This is a genomic window from Blastococcus sp. HT6-4 (assembly GCF_039679125.1).
Taxonomy (GTDB): domain Bacteria; phylum Actinomycetota; class Actinomycetes; order Mycobacteriales; family Geodermatophilaceae; genus Blastococcus; species Blastococcus montanus.
This window is the reverse complement of the sequence record NZ_CP155551.1, coordinates 896,799-913,172: the sequence shown is the minus strand read 5'-3', so window position 1 is coordinate 913,172 and position 16,374 is coordinate 896,799. Positions and strand designations below refer to the sequence as shown.

The following is a 16,374-nucleotide window of genomic DNA, read 5'->3' as shown; positions in this document are numbered from 1 at the left end:
CCCGATCGGCGGTTGTCCACAGGCGGGCGGCTCAGCTCCGGGCCGCGCCGGCCGGCGGCGGGAGGGGGACGGCGACGGTGCACGGCGACCCGTTCCCGATGTGCAGCAGCCCCCGTCCCGGCTGCACCGGCCCGCCGACGGCGCCGCGCGGGAGCCGCACCCCGATCAGGTCGCCGTCGGTGCTGCTCTGCGGGGAGAGCAGCACGCCCTGTCGCGCCCTCCTCGCGTCGACCTGCCAGCCGGACAGGCCGGTGCAGATGCCGTCGGCGGTGCCGGCCAGCACCAGGCCCCGTCCCGGGCCGGCGTACCCCTTCACGACGTCGCGGAAGACCTCCGCCGCCGGGCAGTCGCGCAGCAGGTCGCCGTCGTCGAGCAGCAGGGCCAGCGGCCGGCCGGGCCCGGTGGCGAGCAGCTCCCGCCATCGCTGCGCCGGGGTGGCGGGATCGGTGACGACCTCGAGCACGCCCGGCCGCCCGGCCAGCGCCCGCAGCGGCGACGCCTTCGGCGTGCAGACGACGACGCGGGCCCCCTGGCGCAGCAACGACTCCGCCATCCCCACCAGCACGGTGCTCTTCCCCGAGCGGGATGGTCCGGCCACCACGAACGCCGGGGCGCCGTCCGCCAGGTCGGGGCCGACCGCGGTCAGCTCGTCACCGCCCACCCCGACCAGCGCGAATCCGCTGCCGGCGTCCGGGGGCCGCAGCTGCCACGCCGCATCGAAGCCGATCCGTGCGGGCAGCGCGTCGACGCGGAAGGGCCGTGCCGACCGCGGCAGCAGCGCATCCCGCACGTGCGCGGCCTTCGCGATCTCGGCGAGCGCCGCCGCCTGCCCCTGCCCCGACTCGTCGTCGGCCAGCAGCGCGACCTGGGTCTCGATCGCGCCGTCGGCGGTCAGCGCACGTCCCGGTGGCATGGCGCCGGGCACCTGCCTGCCCGGGACGCCGACGAGCGGGTAGTCGCCGCGGTCGGCCAGCCGCATGACCAGCCGGTTGTCGGTGAGCGAGGCCAACCGGGCCGTGCCGAGGGACCGGTCACCGGTCATCACCAGCGACATCCCGGCCGAGGCGCCCTCGCGGACGATCGCCAGGAGGACGTCGGTGAGCCGACCGCCGTCCACCTCGCCGAGGGTCGGGGCGAACCCCTCCCACCGGTCCAGCAGCAGCAGGACGTGCGGCAGCCGGTCGTCAGCCGGTGCCCGGCGGCGCTGCTCGGCGACGTCGGCGAAGCCGCCCTCGGCGAGGATCTGCTGCCGGCGCTCCAGCTCCCGCGCGAGCCGGTCGAGCAACCGGGCGGCGCGCTCGGTCTCGGTGCGGGTCACCACCGCCCCGCAGTGCGGCAGGTCGGCCAACGGCAGCAGCGCGCCGTTGCCGCAGTCGAGGGCGTAGAGGTGGACGTCGCCGGTCGAGCAGCGCGCGCCGACGGCGCCGGCCAGGGTGCGCAGCAGCTGCGACCGCCCACTCCTCGGCGAGCCGATCACCAGCAGGTGCCCGTCCGCGGCCGGGTCGAAGGCGGCCACCCGGCGCTCCTGCGACGCCGGGAGGTCCTGCAGGCCGAAGGGCAGCCGGGGCACCGCGGCGGCAGCCGGCGGAGGGACGTCCAGGTCGACGACCAGCACCCGCGCGGGCAGGGCCGGGAGCCAGGGGCTGCGCTGCGCCGGCACCTGCTCGGCGACCGCGGCAGCGCGCACGGCCGCCACCAGCACCGAGAGGTCGGTGATCTCGACGTCGGATCGCACCCCGTCCGGCGTCGGACGCCGGGGCGCGGCGTACCCCACCTGGTGCCAGCCGAGCGGCACGACGAACGGTGCCGCTGCCCCCGTGCCCTGGCCGGGGCGCCGGCCACCGATCCGGCCGGCCTGGAACGGCACGAGGGCGCCGTGCCCGAGCCGGGCGAACCCGCGACCGGGCGCCGACTTCGGGATCCGCGCGGCGTCCGGTGAGTCCAGCACGTCACTGCTGTCGGCCCCGTCGGTGACCCGCAGCGAGATGCGCAGGTTGGTGTTCGCCCGGATCTCCGGGGACACGACGCCGCTGGGCCGCTGGGTCGCCAGGACCAGGTGGATGCCCAGCGACCGGCCGCGCTGCGCGATGCCGACCAGGCCGGTCACGAAGTCGGGCAGCTCCCGGGCCAGCGAGGCGAACTCGTCGATGACGATCAGCAGCCGCGGCAGCGGCGGGCGGCCCGGCTCGCGCGCCTGCAGGTCGACGTAGTCGTCGATGTCCTTCACCCCCGCCCCGGCCAGCCGGTGCTCCCGGTGGGTGAGCTCGGCGGCGAGCGAGGTGAGCGCGCGCTCCACCAGGTGCGCGTCGAGGTCGGTCACCATGCCGACGGTGTGCGGCAGGTCCACGCAGTCCTTGAACGCGCTGCCGCCCTTGTAGTCGACCAGCACCAGGTTCAGCGCGTCGGGGCGGTTGGCGACGGCCAGCGACGCGATCATCGTCTGCAGGAGCTCCGACTTGCCGGCGCCCGTGGTGCCGGCGATCAGGGCGTGCGGGCCGTCGGTGCGCAGGTCGAGCACGAACGGCCCCTGCAGCCCCGCGCCGGCGACCAGCCGCGTCGTCCGCCCCTCCAGCTGCCAGCGCGCGCGGACGCCATCGGCCGTGGGGGGCTCGAGGCCCAGCACGTCGAGCAGCCGGACGCTGTCGGGCAGGACCGCCTCGTCCTCCTCCAGGCTGACGTCGCGCAGGGGAGCCAGCGCCCGGGCCGCGGCCTCCGCGAGCTCTGCCGCCACCGGCTCGGCGAGCACGGCCCCCACCGGGTCGGCGCCGCTGCGGTGCACGGCGAGCGTCGTCTCCTCCGCCGGGTGGAACACCGCCGTCGCCGTCGCCGTCTCGGGCAGGAACCGCTCCTCCTCGTCGGCGCAGACCGCGTAGACGCCGACCGCCGGCCCGTCCTGCAGCAGCTGGGCCAGCCCCGGGGTCGCCCGCAGCGGCCGGAACCCGTGCACGACCAGCACGTGCGCGGGGAAGGCCTCCGGCGGCACCCGGCCACCGGTGGCGGTGGCCGCCCGGCGGGCCCGCACCAGGGCGGTCAGCTCGGCGACGCGGGCGGTGACGGTCTCCGGGTCGTTGCCGACCGACGCCACCGGGCCGTCCCCGTCGGCCGGCCGGACGTGGGGCAGCCAGCGCACCCAGTTCCAGTCGGCCCGGGCCCGCGGCGTGAGGACGGTGAGCCCGAGGTCGCGCGGCGGGTGGTGGATCGCCAGCTGCAGCACCACCCAGCGCAGCAGACCGGCCAGCGGCCCGGCCGGGCCGGCCAGCCCCACGACCCCGGTCCCGCGGAGCGGCACGACCACCGGCACCGCCCGCACGGCGCGCCGCGGCGACGCCTCGTCCGCCCCCGGGCGGCCGGTGACCACCACCTCGGCGGGCAGGTCGGCGGTGCCGAGCCGCAGGTCCAGCGCGTCGGGGTCGGTCCGGCGGCGCTCCCACAGCCGGCGACCGGGCAGCAGCGCGGTGAGCAGTGCCGCGGCCGGGTCGGGGTGGGCGGCCCGGCGGCGGACGGTCTCCTCGGCCACCGCGGCGTCGATCCGCTGCAGCCTGCGGGCGAGCTCCCGTGCGTGCTCCTCGCGGGCCCGGCGGTCCTCGCGCGCGGACTGCCGGCGGTCGGCGACGGCGTTGCCGAGCATCATGACCGGGCCGGCGACGGCGAACACCAGGTACAGCGGCGACCGCAGGACCACGGCCAGGACGACGCCGACGACCAGCGGCGCCAGGATCATCACCAGGGGGACCCGGCGGGGCTCCCGGGTGGCCGGTTCCCGTGGCAGCTCGATGCGGACCTCACGCCGCGCGGGCAGCAGCCGCGGGGCCCGCACGAACGCCCGGGTGCCGGGGCCGGCCGGCTCGACCGCGGCGTCGGCGACGGCGGCGGGTGCGATCGCCAGCTGGGTGTCGCCCAGCCGGATCACCTGCCCGGGGGCGACCGCCACGTCCTCGTCCTCGGGCACCGGCTCGCCGTCGGCGAACGTGCCGTTGGCCGACCCGAGATCGCGCAGGGTCGCCCCGTCCGCGCCGACCCGCAGCAGCGCGTGCCGCCGCGACATCGACCGGTCCCACCCGAGCGCGCCGCTCCGGCCGAGCCCGTGGTCGCCCATCGGCAGGCGGGTGACCAGCCCGCTGCCGGGCCCGCCGATCACCCGGAGCTGCCAGCCGCGGGCAGGCGGCCCGGCCGGCACCGCGCCGGCGGCCGGCTCGGAGAGGTGCACGACCGCGCCGTCGACCAGGGGGCTCTCCCCCACCGGCCGGTCCTCGTCGAGCCGCTCTCCGGCGAGCCACAGCCCCTCGGCCGGCCGGCCGGCGACCCGGGCGAGCTCCGCGGCGAGCCGGCGGACGGGCAGGTCGTCGTCCACGTCGACGGCGACGTCGAGCAGCCCACCACCGGGCTGCCCGACGCTCACCTGGACGCGCACGGGCCGGAACGCTAGACGGACGCGTCAGTTCCGGTCCACCGGCCGGCTGTGGACGAGCTGTCGCGGGACACTCGGACGAGGCGGTCCGGGCCGGCCGGCTCAGCTCGCCGTATGGACCTCGAAGTGCACGAAGGAGACCCCGCCGGTGGCGAAGTTGGCCAGGTCCGCGCCCGCGGCCCGGCCCTCGGGCGAGGCCAGCGCCTGCCCCATGGCCGCCTCGGAGTCGAAGTCCAGCTCGGCGACGAGGTAGGGCGCCGGCTGCGCCGGGTCCATCGCCTTGCCGTGCCCGAAGGTGAGCCGCACCAGCCCGGGCTGCTTCAGCGCCAGCGGGGTGTGGGTCTCCCGGTAGTAGGAGTCGAACGCCGCAGGGTCCTCGGGCGTCCCGTAGCTGACCACCAGTCTGTGCACCATCTGCAACCTCCCGATCGCCCGGGCTCCGCTGCCCGCGCCCACCTGCGCAGCCAATCAGGTGAGCGGCGCCCGGCGCGACCTCAGAAGGTGAGCACCAGCCGCCCCCGCACGCCGCCGGCCTCCAGGACCCGGTGCGCCTCGGCGGCCTGCTCGGCCGGGAACGTGCGCGCGACGCGCAACGTCACCGCGCCGTCCTCCACCTGCTGCCGGAGCCGGTCGAGCGCCGCCCGGTCGGTGGCCACCTTGCGCACCAGCGTGGGGAAGAACCGCAGCCCGCGCTCGCCGTTCCCGCGGTAGCCGCGCACCGTGGCAACCGCCCCGCCGTCCCTGACCGCGGGCAGGACCAGCTCGTCCTGCACCGAGCCGTCGGCCAGCCCGTCGACGCCGTCCGGGAACCGCTCCCGGATCCGGTCGGCGACGTCGTCGCCGCGGCGCACCACGACGTCGGCGCCCAGTCCGCGGACGAGCTCCTCGTCGGCCTGCGAGGCGTCGGCCACCACGGTCAGGCCGTCGGCCTTGGCCAGCTGGACGACGTAGCCGCCGTAGGCACCCGCCGCACCGGTCACCGCGAGCACCTGTCCCGGCTGCAGCCCCATCAGGTCGAGCGAGAGCCGGGCGGTGAGCCCGTTCATCGGCAGGGTGGAGGCGGCCACGGCGTCGGCGCCCTCCGGCGCGCGGACGACCGAGTCGCCGGGCAGCACCTTGTCCTCCCGGTAGGCCCCGTACGGGCCGAACGGGACGACGATGCCCATCGCCGGGTCGCCGACGGCGAGGTGCTCCACGCCCTGGCCGACCTCGGTGACGGTGCCGGCGACGTCCATGCCGGGCACCCACGGCGGGGTCTTCACCGGGTCGCGCTCGGCGTAGGCCCCCGACCGGGCGTGCGTGTCCGTCGGGCTCACGGCGGCCGCCTCGACGCGCAACCGCACCTGGCCGGGGCCGAGCGGTTCGGGCGCCACGTCGACGATGTGCAGGGCCTCCGGCCCACCGAACTCGGTCACTCCGGCTGCGCGCATGCCCCCTGCCTACACGCCGGCGTCGACCGCCGCGCGCCGTCCGACCGCGGCTGCGCAGGGCCGCGATCGATCGCCTCGGCGACCGGCGTGTCGCGCGTGTCGCGGGAATAGCGGGCCGAGCCGGATCGCTGAGCAGCGCATACCCCGGCACGAACCGCGAGAGGTTGCGCATGCCCGCTCTCCTGCAGGATCCCGCCCGGAACGCCGAGACGGACGGGGACGCTCCCCGCCCTCCGCGCTCCCGCCCGCGCGTGCCGGTCACCCTCGTCGCCACCGGTGTCGGTGTCGCACTCCTCGTCCCCCTCGCCGGCCAGGTGGCCGAGTGGATCCCCGGCTTCGGGAACCCGCTCGAGCAGGAGGTCGTCGACCGCAGCACCCCTCCGCTGCTCCTGGCGCTGGAGGACCTGTCGGAGTACCGCGCTGCGGAGGCCACCTTCCAGGTGGTCATCGACCGGGAGAAGGACACCCGGTTCGTGCCCTCGGTGATCAGCGGCGAGCGGGTCAGCTTCCTGGCCACCGGCACCGCGGACGCCTACGTCGACTTCGACCGGCTGACGACCGGCGGCGTCACCCTGTCACCCGACGGCGGGTCCGCGACGATCGAGCTACCGGCTCCGCGCATCGGCGACGTCCGGATCGACCCGGAGAACAGCCGCGTCGTCGACCGCGACCGCGGCGCGCTGGACCGGGTGGGGAGCCTGTTCGTGGAGAACCCGTCCGACGACAGCGAGCTCTACGCCCTGGCCGAGCGCCGACTGTCGGCGGCCGCGGCCGACAGCGACCTGGCCGACCGGGCCGAGCAGAACACCCGCCGCATGCTGATCACGCTCGCCCGGTCCCTCGGCGTCGAGCAGGTCGAGGTCCGGTTCGAGCCCGCGCCGGGCGACGCGAGCTGACCACCGCGCCGGCCGCGACCGGCTGAATCCGGGTCGGTCGGTCTCTGCCCACGACGGTGGGCAGAGACCGACCGACCCGGGAACACCTCGGCCCCCGCTCATCGGGACGAGGAGCGGGGGCCGGGGGACGGGAGACGGGAGATCAGCCCTTCAGCTTGTACTCCTTGAGCAGCCCGCGGCTGATGATCGTCTTCTGGATCTCGCTGGTGCCCTCGCCGATCAGCAGGAACGGCGCCTCGCGCATGAGGCGCTCGATCTCGTACTCCTTCGAGTAGCCGTACCCACCGTGGATCCGGAACGACTGGGTGGTCACCTCGGCGCAGTACTCGCTGGCGATCAGCTTGGCCATGCCGGCCTCGACGTCGTTGCGCTTGCCGGCGTCCTTGAGCCGGGCGGCGTTGACCATCATCAGGTGCGCGGCCTCGACCTTGGTCGCCATCTCGGCCAGCTGGAAGGCGATGGCCTGGTGCTGGGCGATCGGCTTGCCGAACGTCTCCCGCTGCTGGGCGTAGGCGACGGCGAGCTCGAAGGCGCGGATCGAGATGCCGCAGGCGCGGGCGGCCACGTTGACCCGGCCCACCTCGACGCCGTCCATCATCTGCGCGAATCCCCGGCCGGGCTCACCGCCGAGGATGTCGGAGGCACCCGCCTGGTAGCCGTCGAACACCAGCTCGGTGGTGTCGACACCCTTGTAGCCCATCTTGTCGATCTTGCCGGGGATGGTGAGCCCGGGCTCGACCTCGCCGAAGCCGGCCGGCTTCTCGACGAGGAAGGTCGTCAGGTTCTGGTGGGCCTTCTCGGCGCCCTCGTCGGTGCGCACGAGCGCGGCCACCAGCGTCGAGCTGCCGCCGTTGGTCAGCCACATCTTCTGGCCGTCGATGACGTAGCCGCCGTCGGCCTGCTTGGTGGCCTTGGTGCGGATCCCGGCGACGTCGGACCCCAGGCCCGGCTCCGACATGGAGAAGGCGCCACGGACCTCGCCGGTGGCCATCCGCGGGAGGTAGTGCTCCTTCTGCTCCTGCGTGCCGTGCTGCTTGATCATGTACGCCACGATGAAGTGGGTGTTGATGACGCCGGAGACGCTCATCCAGCCGCGCGCGATCTCCTCGACCACGAGGGCGTAGGTCAGCAGCGACTCCCCGAGGCCGCCGTACTCCTCGGGGATCATGAGCCCGAAGATGCCGAGCTCCTTGAGCCCGTCGACGATCTTCTGCGGGTAGATGTCGCCGTGCTCGAGCTCCTGCGCGTTGGGGATGATCTCCCGGTCGACGAAGCTCCTGACCGTCGACAGGATCTCGCGCTGGATGTCGGTCAGGTCAGCGGTCTGGGCCAAGCGGGTCAACGTCCACTCCTTCGGGACTCCGGTGTCCGAGTTACCGGTGAGTATGGGGCACCCTCGGACGACCTCCCGAGTGTGCCTGGTCACCCTGGGGCCGAGCGCGCCGCACACCGGCACCCGTCCCGGCGGTTCCGCGCGCCGTCCCGCGTCCGGTCCCCGCCGGCGTGGTGGAGTACCCCGGCAGATCCGCGACCGGACGGGCCGCACCACGGAGGACGCCCATGAGCAACGACGACGAGAACCTCTACCGGGGGGACACGCCCGCCGGGCCACCTCCGGGCGACCGGACCGGGTACGGCCCCCGGTACGAGCAGCAGCACGGTCAGTCGCAGTACGGGCAGCCCCCGTACGGCCAGCGGCAGTACGGGCCGCCGCCGGGCTACGGCCCGCCACCGGGCTACCCGCCGGCCTACGGCCGGCCCACCAACACGATGGCGATCCTCGCGCTCGTCATGGCGTTCGTCTTCGCGCCCGTCGGGCTGGTCCTGGGCGTCATCGCCCGCCGGCAGATCCGCGAGACCGGCGAGGAGGGCAACGGCCTGGCGCTCGCCGGCATCATCGTCGGCGGCATCGTGACGGCGCTGTTCGTGCTGATGTTCGTGCTGATGATCGCGTCCTTCGCGGCGCTGAGGAGCGGCTCGTTCGGCCCCTGACCGCCCAGGCACAGGAAGCTATGCATACGGAATCGCGCCTGGATCCGTAGGCATAGCCTCCTATACCCTGGGTCGGCTCAGCTCTCGGGCGGGGTGAAGGACGACGTCCGGGACAGGCCGGCGGCGCGCCCCTTGCCGGCGATGACCAGCGCCATCTTGCGGCTGGCCTCGTCGATCATCTCGTCGCCCAGCATCGCCGAGCCCTTCTTGCCACCGGCCTCCGACGTCGCCCAGTCGTAGGCGTCGAGGATGAGCTCGGCGTGGTCGTAGTCCTCCTGGGACGGCGCGTAGATCTCGTTGGCCGCGTCGATCTGGCCCGGGTGCAGCACCCACTTGCCGTCGAAGCCCAGCATCGCCGAGCGCTTCGCGACCTCCTCGAAGGCCGGCACGTCGCGGACCTGCAGGAACGGGCCGTCGATGGCCTGCACGCCACGGGCGCGGGCGGCCATCAGGATCTGCATGAGGATGTAGTGGAACGGGTCGCCCGGGTAGTCGGGGTGCAGGGCGCCCACGACGAGCGACTTCATGTTGATGCTGGCCATGAAGTCGGCCGGCCCGAAGATGATCGTCTCGATCCGCTCGCTGGCGAACGCGATGTCGTTGACGTTGATCAGGCCCTGCGCCGTCTCGATCTGCGCCTCGATGCCGATCCGGCCGACCTCCAGGCCGTTGCTCTTCTCGATCTGGGTGAGCAGGAAGTCCAGCGCCTTCACCTGAGCGGCGTCGGCGACCTTCGGCAGCATGATGCAGTCGAGGTTCGCGCCGGCGCCGCCGACGACCTCGATCACGTCGTGGTAGGTCCACTCCGTCGTCCAGTCGTTCACGCGGACGGTGCGGATCTTGTCGCCCCAGCCGCCCTCGTTCAGCGCGGCGACGATGTTCTTCCGCGCGCCGGGCTTGGCCAGCGGCGCGCACGCGTCCTCCAGGTCGAGGAAGACCTGGTCGGCCGGCAGGCCCTTGGCCTTCTCGAGGAACCGGGGGTTGCTGCCCGGGACGGCGAGGTTGGAACGACGGGATCGCAGCTCGGCCACGGTGCCTCCGCTTGTCGATGGGGTCGGGAAGGTCGGTTACCGGAGGGTAGCGACGCGCTGATCGCGTCGCTCACCCGCCGACGCCCGGCCCCGCGGCCGGGTGCGCAAGTGTGGTCGACGACACCCGCCGACTCGCCGGTTCGGGCGACACGGACTGGCCGATGGGCCGTCAGGTACCGGGTTCGACCAGCGTCGTCGGCCGGCTCGCCCGCACGACCAGCGCCACCCCGGCCACCACCAGCGCGACACCCGGGAGCGCCAGCAGCGGCGGCACCTGGCCGAGCAGGACGAGGGCGAACAGCAGCGCGCCGGGCACCTCGAGCAGGACGGCGAGGCTCACGACGGTCGGGCCCACCGACGAGAGCACCAGGTTGAGCAGTGTGTGCCCGAACAGCTGCGCGGCGACCGTGATGCCCGCGATCAGCCACCAGTCCCGGGCCTGGAACCCGCTCAGCGGTGCGTCGACGAGCAGCGCCGCCACCGCGATGACGACGGCGCACACGGAGTAGCAGACGACGGCGTAGGCCGAGGTCGCCAGCCGCCGGCGGGCGCGCGCCCCGGCCAGCACGTACCCGCCGGCGCAGATCGCCCCCAGCAGGGCCAGCGCATCGCCGGCGAGCGCCTCGAGGCTCACCGTGACGTCCACCCCGACGATCAGCACGACGCCGGCGAACGCCAGCAGCAGGCCCCACCAGACCGAAGCCGGCAGCCGCACGCCGGAGACCCGGGCCGCCAGCGCCGTCCAGATCGGCGTGGTGGTGACCAGCGCGACCGACGCGGCCACCGTCGTCATCGACAGGCTCGGCAGCCACGCGGCGAAGTGCGCCGCGAGGAAGAGCCCGGCGACGACCGAGCTCCGCAGGTCCCGCACCCGCAGCCCCGACAGGGTGGCGCGCTCCCGGGTCAGGAGCACCGGGACGAGCACGGCCGCGCCGGCGGCGTTGCGCCAGAACGCCAGCGCCAGCATCGGTGCGGCCACCATCGCGGTCAGGGGCGCCGACAGCGAGACGCCGACGACGGCGAGGGAGAGCAGGCCGACGTCCCGGGGCTGCGGGCGGTGCAGTGCCCAGGCCTCGGCCGAGGCGGTGCTCACTCCGGCACGCGGATGCGGCCCCGCGCGATCGGGACGACGGTGCCGCGCACGGTCGCGGCCACGGCGTGCCGCCCGGCGGCGGTCACCGTGCACTCCAGCACCGACGGGCGGCCGAGCCGCTCGCCCTGGCGCACGGTGAACGACGACGTCCCCTCCCCGGCGAGCAGCCCGCTCTCCACCAGCCAGACGCCGGCACCCAGGGCCGCGGAGCCGGTGGCCGGGTCCTCCCCCCACGCCAGGTCCGCGGCGAACACCCGCGCGTACGCCGTCGCGGTCCCGGCATCCCAGGAGAGGACCGAGACCCCCTCCCCCACCTGCAGCGCGGCCAGCGCCGCCGGGTCGGGGACCGCGCGGTCGACCGCGCCGGGCCGGACGGAGAGGTAGGCGAACGGCAGCCCGCAGCCGGCGACGTCGGCCGGCACCCCGGTGCTGTCCGCGCGGGTCAGGCCCATGGCCCCGGCCAGCGTCCCGGCGTCCGGGCCGTCCACGAGCGTCGGGCGGCCGCCGGAGAGCGTCGCGCCGTCGGCGTCGACGACCACGTCCAGCACCCCGGCGCCGCACTCCTGGCGCAACGTCCCGGCCGGCAGCCGCCCGGTGCGCACCAGCGTGTGCGCCGCCCCCACGCTCGGATGACCGGCGAAGGGCAGCTCCGCGAACGGCGTGAAGATGCGAACGCGGTAGTCGGCCTGCGGACCGCCGGCCGAACCGGGGTGGTCGGCTCCCGGCGCGGTGGGCGCGCACAGGAACGAGGTCTCCGACAGGTGGAACTCGTTCGCCAGCGCCTGGCACTGGGCGGTGGTCAGCCCGTCGGCGTCGAACACCACGGCCAGCGGGTTGCCGGCGAACGCGCGGGCAGCGAAGACGTCCACGATCTCGTAGTCCAGCAGTGCGGGAGCGGCCACGGCAGCGACGGTAACCTCAGCGTCCGGTGGCCGATCGTGCGAGGTCACGACGCACGACACACCTCGGTCATGCGGCCGACGACGCCGGCGAGGAGGGTCCGTGACCACGGCGACCAGGGCCTACGTCTCCCGCTTGGCCGGGCTCACCGTCTTCGACCCCAACGGCGACCGCGTCGGCAAGGTCCGCGACGTCGTCGTCGCCCTGCGGGTGGGCAACGCCGCCCCGCGCGTGCTGGGCGTGGTGGTGGAGGTCGTCGCCCGTCGCCGGATCTTCGTCCCGATGGGCCGGGTCACCGCGCTGGACCCGGGCGCGGTGATGCTGGCCTCGGGCACGCTCAACCTCAAGCGGTTCGAGCAGCGGGGCGGCGAGACCCTCGTGCTCGGGGAGCTGCTGGACCGGCAGGTGCGGATCGACGAGTCCGGCCGCCCCGCGCACGTCGTCGACGCCGCGATCGAGCAGACCCGCACCGGCGACTGGCTGCTCACCCGGCTCGCCGTCCAGGAGCCGGGCCGGATCGGCCGGCGCGGGCAGCTGCACCAGCTCGCGTGGGACGAGGTGACCGGGCTCTCGCTGCCCGAGACCGGGCAGGGCGCCGAGACGCTGATCGCCACCTATCGGGAGCTCAACGCCGCCGACATGGCGCACGCCCTCCAAGAGCTGCCGATCAAGCGGCGGCACGAGGTCGCCGAGGCCATGGACGACGAGCGCCTGGCCGACGTCCTCGGCGAGCTGCCCGAGGCCGAGCAGATCACCATCCTCGGCACGCTCGAGGAGAGCCGCGCCGCCGACGTCCTCGAGGAGATGGACCCCGACGACGCCGCCGACCTGCTGTCGGAGCTGCACGACGTCGACCGCGACCGGCTGCTGGAGCTCATGGAGCCCGACGAGGCCGAGTCGGTGCGCCAGCTGCTCAAGTACTCGGAGGACACCGCCGGCGGGATGATGACCAGCGAGCCGGTCATCCTCGCCCCCGACGCCACCATCGCCGAGGCGCTCGCCCGGGTCCGGGAAGAGGAGATCACCCCGGCGCTGGCCAGCCAGGTGTACGTCTGCCGGCCGCCGTCGGCCACGCCGACGGGCCGCTACCTGGGGCTGGCACACATCCAGCGGCTGCTGCGCGAGCCTCCGTCGACGCTGGTCAGCGGGGTGCTCGACGACCTCGAGCCGCTCCGACCCGAGGCGCCGCTGGCGGAGGTGACCCACTACTTCGCCACCTACAACCTGGTGGCCGCGCCGGTGGTCGACGCCCAGGGCCGGCTGGTCGGCGCGGTGAGTGTCGACGACGTCCTCGACCACCTGCTGCCCGAGGACTGGCGGGAGCGGGCCCGCCGTGGCTGACGGTCCCCGGCTCGACGTCCCCCGCGGTGGCGCGCGCCGGTTCGGCAGCTTCCTCCGGCTCAACCCCGACGCCGTCGGGCAGTTCGCCGAGGGCATCGCGCGGTTCCTGGGCACCGGCCGGTTCCTGGCCGTGCAGACGATCCTCGTCGTCGTCTGGATCTCGCTGAACGTCTTCGCGGTGCAGCTGCGCTGGGACCCGTACCCGTTCATCCTGCTCAACCTGGCGTTCTCGACGCAGGCCGCGTACGCCGCTCCGCTGATCCTGCTGGCGCAGAACCGGCAGGCCGACCGCGACCGGGTGCAGGCCGAGGAGGACCGCGCCCGGGCGGCGTCGACGCGCGCCGACACCGAGTACCTCGCCCGTGAGCTGGCGGCGGTCCGGGTGGCCGTCGGCGAGCTGGCCACCCGTGACTTCATCCGGGGCGAGCTCAACCGGATCTCCAGCGAGGACGGCGACGACCGCCGCGACAAGGGCAAACGGCGCGACGACGGCGACGACCGCCGCGAGAAGAACAAGCGGCGCGACGACGGCGACGACCGCCGCGAGAAGGCCAAGCGGCGCGATCCCGTCCGCTGACGGCGGCGCAGGGGCGGGGGCGGCGCCGGGCGCATCCGTCAGGGCGCCGGGTAGCTCGTTCCCAGCTGGGGCAGCGGCACGGGCCGGCCGAACAGCCAGCCCTGGGCGTACTCGCAGCCCATCGCCACCAGGGCGTCGCGGTGCGCCGCCGTCTCGACCCCCTCGCCGGTGACCCTGGTCCCCGTCCCGCGGGCGAAGTCGATCAGCAGCTGGACGAGCGCGCGGTCGCGGTCGTCGGTCAGCATCCCCTGCACGTACGACCGGTCGATCTTCAGCCCGTCGGCGCGCACCTCGCGGAGGTGGCGCAACGACGTTCCCCCGGCGCCGACGTCGTCGAAGGTCACCTGGAACCCGGCCGTGCGGAGCTCGGCCAGCGGCTGGACGGCGTCCTGCAGCTGGTCCACCAGCAGGTGCTCGGGCACCTCGACCCGCACCGACCTCGGCTCCACCGCCGCATCGGATGCCGCGCCGGCGAGCAGGTCGCACAGCCCCGGGCTGAGCAGCCGGTCGGTGCTCACGTTGACGTTGAGGGCCACCCGGGCGGTGTCCGAGCCCCCGGCCCGGCGCCACTCGGCGAACTGCCGCACCGCGGTCCGCAGCACCCAGTCGTCCAGATCGGTCAGCTGGCCGGCCCGGGCGGCGGCGGCCAGGAAGGCGTCCGGGGCGAGCAGGCCGAGCCGCGGATGCCGCCAGCGGACCAGGGCCTCCACGCTGGCGAGGCACCCGTCGGCCAGCCGCACGATCGGCTGGAAGAGGAGCAGCAGTTCGCCCCGCGCCCCGGCCGCGGCGATGCTCGTGCCCAGGAGCGGGTCCGCGTCGGCCGAGGTCGTCACCACGACCGGCCCCGTGACCTGGTCCCCGCGGTCCCGCTTCCCCGTGTACATCGCCAGATCGGCGGCGCGCACCAGCTCCGCCGGGTCGACGCAGCCACCGGCGCTGACGGCGACACCCGCGCTGACGCGCACCCGTTGCGCCACGCCGTCGGACCGGCCGATCGCGGCCACGGCCGCATGCATCCGCCCGGCGACGCTGCGCGCGACGTCGGTGTCCGGCGCCGCACCGTGCCGCCGGCTCACGGTGGCGTCGATGTCCAGGCAGACCGCGAACTCGTCACCGCCGAGTCGCGCGACGAGGTCGGTCGGCCGGGCCGACTCGGCCAGGGCGGCGGCCACCTCCACGAGCAGCGCGTCACCCCGGTCGTGCCCGAAGGTGTCGTTGACGGCCTTGAAGCCGTCCAGGTCGAAGTAGACGACGGCGGTCTGGTGGCCCGCCTGCGTGGCGCTGCGCCGGCAGGACTCCTCGACCCGGCCGAAGAACGCCTCCCGGTTGGCGAGGCCGGTCAGCGGATCGCGCAGCGCCTGGCCGGCCAGCGCCCGCGCGAGCGCGGACAGCAGGACCGGCATGGCGACGGTGCGGACCACCCCGGGGCCCATGACGAGGACGTGGTCCTGCACGTGGTCGGCCGGGCGGGTGATCGCCCGGCTGGCGGCCTCGACGACGGTGGTGGCCGGGGAGAGCGTGAGGGCGTCCCACTGCGCCACCTCGGTCACGGGCCGGCGGCCGTACAGGGACCGCCCGTAGCCGTAGGGGCCGCTCATCATGGCGTCGAACCGGCTGCGCTCGACGAGGCCGACCACCCCGTCGAACTCGGGATGGGTCACCGCGGCGCAGCCGGCGCCGTGGGATCGGGCGAAGAGGCGGTCGAGGTCCTCGCAGGTGCCGGTGCCCGACAGCACGGGGACGTCCCGCGCGAGCCCGTCGAGCGTCGGCACCTCGCCGGGGCCACCCGCAGTCGGACACAGGGCGCCGAGACCGTCCTCGACCTGGCTGAGCGCAGTGATCACGTGATCATCGTCGATCCGTGGCGGCAGGTCGTTGATCGTTCCCCGGGGCGCCTCACCCGCACGAGGGTGGTCTGACCAGGCCTTTTCCCGCGGGCCGCACCACCCGATCGACCGCGGCCGGCCCGATCAGCGGATGAAGCCGGTCCCGTAGAGCAGCCGGTCGAGCAGCTCCTGGGCCAGCCAGGCCATCGGCAGCAGCAGCCCCAGCGCCCAGAGCCGGGCGCTGCGGAACCGGGGCAGCGCCAGCGTGACGGCCAGCGCGACGACGACCTCCACGGCGGCCTGCACCGGGCGCGACGGCACGGCCGAGCCGGTCCAGGAGAGGTAGAGGCCCCGCACCGCGCCGTCGGCCAGCGCCGTCCCGGCCGCCAGCGCCAGCAGCGCCCCTGCCACCGGTCCCGGCCGCCGGGTCGCCCACCAGCCGACCGCGGCGAACGCGGCCACGGCGGTCGCGGCGAGGAAGAGCCAGGCGAGGATCAGGTCCGGGTCGTAGCCGAACCCGAGCACGACCACCGCCCAGCCGTAGTACGCCGCGGTCATCGATGCGAAGAAGACGGCGGCGCGGACCGCGGCCGCACCGGCGCCCGGCGCGAACCGGCCGATCAGCGCCACGACCAGCACCCAGGCGGCCGGGTAGGTGCCGAGGTCGCCGGCCCACTGCCAGCCGGACTCGTCGCCGGCCTTGGCGGCCCCCGGCGAGGGCGCCCAGCAGCGCGAAGCCGGCCAGCCGGAGCACTCCGGACCGCCGCACCCGGGCCGGTGCGGCGTCAGCCCCCACGACGTCGGTCACGCGGCGATCCTGGCCGAGGTCCGGCCCGATGGGCGGTTCCGGCGCGCGAGGGTTCCGGTCAGCCGGTGAGCA

13 protein-coding genes are annotated in these 16,374 nt (G+C 75.1%); 4 read left to right on the top strand and 9 right to left on the bottom strand.

Going from position 1 to position 16,374, the window contains the following annotated elements:
- Positions 1 to 31 precede the first annotated feature (31 nt).
- The 3 genes from ABDB74_RS04410 to ABDB74_RS04400 all read right to left on the bottom strand — a co-directional run bounded on the left by ABDB74_RS04410 (position 32) and on the right by ABDB74_RS04400 (position 5,838).
- On the bottom strand, positions 32 to 4,411 hold the full coding sequence (locus ABDB74_RS04410) for an FtsK/SpoIIIE domain-containing protein (protein WP_346622060.1): 4,380 nt from the start codon (positions 4,409 to 4,411) through the stop codon (positions 32 to 34).
- 99 nt (positions 4,412 to 4,510) lie between these two features.
- On the bottom strand, positions 4,511 to 4,822 hold the full coding sequence (locus tag ABDB74_RS04405; protein ID WP_346622058.1) for an EthD family reductase: 312 nt from the start codon (positions 4,820 to 4,822) through the stop codon (positions 4,511 to 4,513).
- An 80-nt stretch (positions 4,823 to 4,902) separates the two neighbouring features.
- A complete protein-coding gene (locus tag ABDB74_RS04400) occupies positions 4,903 to 5,838 on the bottom strand; it encodes an NADP-dependent oxidoreductase (RefSeq protein WP_346622057.1) in 936 nt (311 codons plus the stop codon).
- 170 nt (positions 5,839 to 6,008) lie between these two features.
- Between ABDB74_RS04400 and ABDB74_RS04395 the strand changes: the two genes are divergently transcribed.
- Positions 6,009 to 6,734 carry a DUF4230 domain-containing protein gene (locus ABDB74_RS04395; protein ID WP_346622055.1) on the top strand — a complete coding sequence of 242 codons (726 nt, stop codon included), beginning with the start codon at positions 6,009 to 6,011 and terminating at the stop codon, positions 6,732 to 6,734.
- Between the two features lie 142 nt (positions 6,735 to 6,876).
- On the opposite strand, the gene ABDB74_RS04390 is transcribed toward ABDB74_RS04395, so the two are convergent.
- Positions 6,877 to 8,076 carry an acyl-CoA dehydrogenase family protein gene (locus tag ABDB74_RS04390; protein ID WP_346622053.1) on the bottom strand — a complete coding sequence of 400 codons (1,200 nt, stop codon included), beginning with the start codon at positions 8,074 to 8,076 and terminating at the stop codon, positions 6,877 to 6,879.
- A gap of 218 nt (positions 8,077 to 8,294) precedes the next feature.
- Between ABDB74_RS04390 and ABDB74_RS04385 the strand changes: the two genes are divergently transcribed.
- The gene (locus tag ABDB74_RS04385; RefSeq protein ID WP_346622052.1) at positions 8,295 to 8,726 is read left to right on the top strand and encodes a DUF4190 domain-containing protein; all 432 of its coding nucleotides are present in this window, start codon (positions 8,295 to 8,297) and stop codon (positions 8,724 to 8,726) included.
- A 77-nt stretch (positions 8,727 to 8,803) separates the two neighbouring features.
- On the opposite strand, the gene ABDB74_RS04380 is transcribed toward ABDB74_RS04385, so the two are convergent.
- The 3 genes from ABDB74_RS04380 to ABDB74_RS04370 all read right to left on the bottom strand — a co-directional run bounded on the left by ABDB74_RS04380 (position 8,804) and on the right by ABDB74_RS04370 (position 11,752).
- A complete protein-coding gene (locus ABDB74_RS04380) occupies positions 8,804 to 9,757 on the bottom strand; it encodes a CoA ester lyase (RefSeq protein WP_346622051.1) in 954 nt (317 codons plus the stop codon).
- Positions 9,758 to 9,926: 169 nt separating this feature from the next.
- Positions 9,927 to 10,850 (bottom strand): DMT family transporter, encoded by a 924-nt coding sequence (locus ABDB74_RS04375; protein ID WP_346622050.1) that lies wholly within the window; start codon positions 10,848 to 10,850, stop codon positions 9,927 to 9,929.
- Positions 10,847 to 11,752 (bottom strand): PhzF family phenazine biosynthesis protein, encoded by a 906-nt coding sequence (locus tag ABDB74_RS04370; protein ID WP_346622048.1) that lies wholly within the window; start codon positions 11,750 to 11,752, stop codon positions 10,847 to 10,849. Before ABDB74_RS04370 ends, ABDB74_RS04375 begins: the two co-directional genes overlap by 4 nt.
- A 100-nt stretch (positions 11,753 to 11,852) precedes the next feature.
- Between ABDB74_RS04370 and ABDB74_RS04365 the strand changes: the two genes are divergently transcribed.
- Both ABDB74_RS04365 and ABDB74_RS04360 read left to right on the top strand, forming a co-directional pair.
- Positions 11,853 to 13,091, top strand: coding sequence for a magnesium transporter MgtE N-terminal domain-containing protein (locus ABDB74_RS04365; protein ID WP_346622046.1), 1,239 nt, complete (start codon positions 11,853 to 11,855; stop codon positions 13,089 to 13,091).
- Entirely contained in the window at positions 13,084 to 13,668 is a 585-nt protein-coding gene (locus ABDB74_RS04360; RefSeq protein ID WP_346622045.1) for a DUF1003 domain-containing protein, read from the top strand. The genes ABDB74_RS04365 and ABDB74_RS04360 overlap by 8 nt, the downstream gene beginning before the upstream one ends.
- A 38-nt stretch (positions 13,669 to 13,706) precedes the next feature.
- On the opposite strand, the gene ABDB74_RS04355 is transcribed toward ABDB74_RS04360, so the two are convergent.
- Both ABDB74_RS04355 and ABDB74_RS04350 read right to left on the bottom strand, forming a co-directional pair.
- The gene (locus ABDB74_RS04355) at positions 13,707 to 15,512 is read right to left on the bottom strand and encodes an EAL domain-containing protein (protein WP_346622043.1); all 1,806 of its coding nucleotides are present in this window, start codon (positions 15,510 to 15,512) and stop codon (positions 13,707 to 13,709) included.
- 126 nt (positions 15,513 to 15,638) lie between these two features.
- Positions 15,639 to 16,283, bottom strand: coding sequence for a DUF6518 family protein (locus ABDB74_RS04350; RefSeq protein ID WP_346623855.1), 645 nt, complete (start codon positions 16,281 to 16,283; stop codon positions 15,639 to 15,641).
- Positions 16,284 to 16,374 lie beyond the last annotated feature (91 nt).

Excerpts from the sequence above, each read along its gene's own strand:
- ABDB74_RS04405 (WP_346622058.1), bottom strand. The coding sequence starts at position 4,822 with ATGGTGCACAGACTGGTGGTCAGCTACGGGACGCCCGAGGACCCTGCG.
- ABDB74_RS04395 (WP_346622055.1), top strand. The coding sequence starts at position 6,009 with ATGCCCGCTCTCCTGCAGGATCCCGCCCGGAACGCCGAGACGGACGGG.
- ABDB74_RS04385 (WP_346622052.1), top strand. The coding sequence starts at position 8,295 with ATGAGCAACGACGACGAGAACCTCTACCGGGGGGACACGCCCGCCGGG.
- ABDB74_RS04400 (WP_346622057.1), bottom strand. The coding sequence starts at position 5,838 with ATGCGCGCAGCCGGAGTGACCGAGTTCGGTGGGCCGGAGGCCCTGCAC.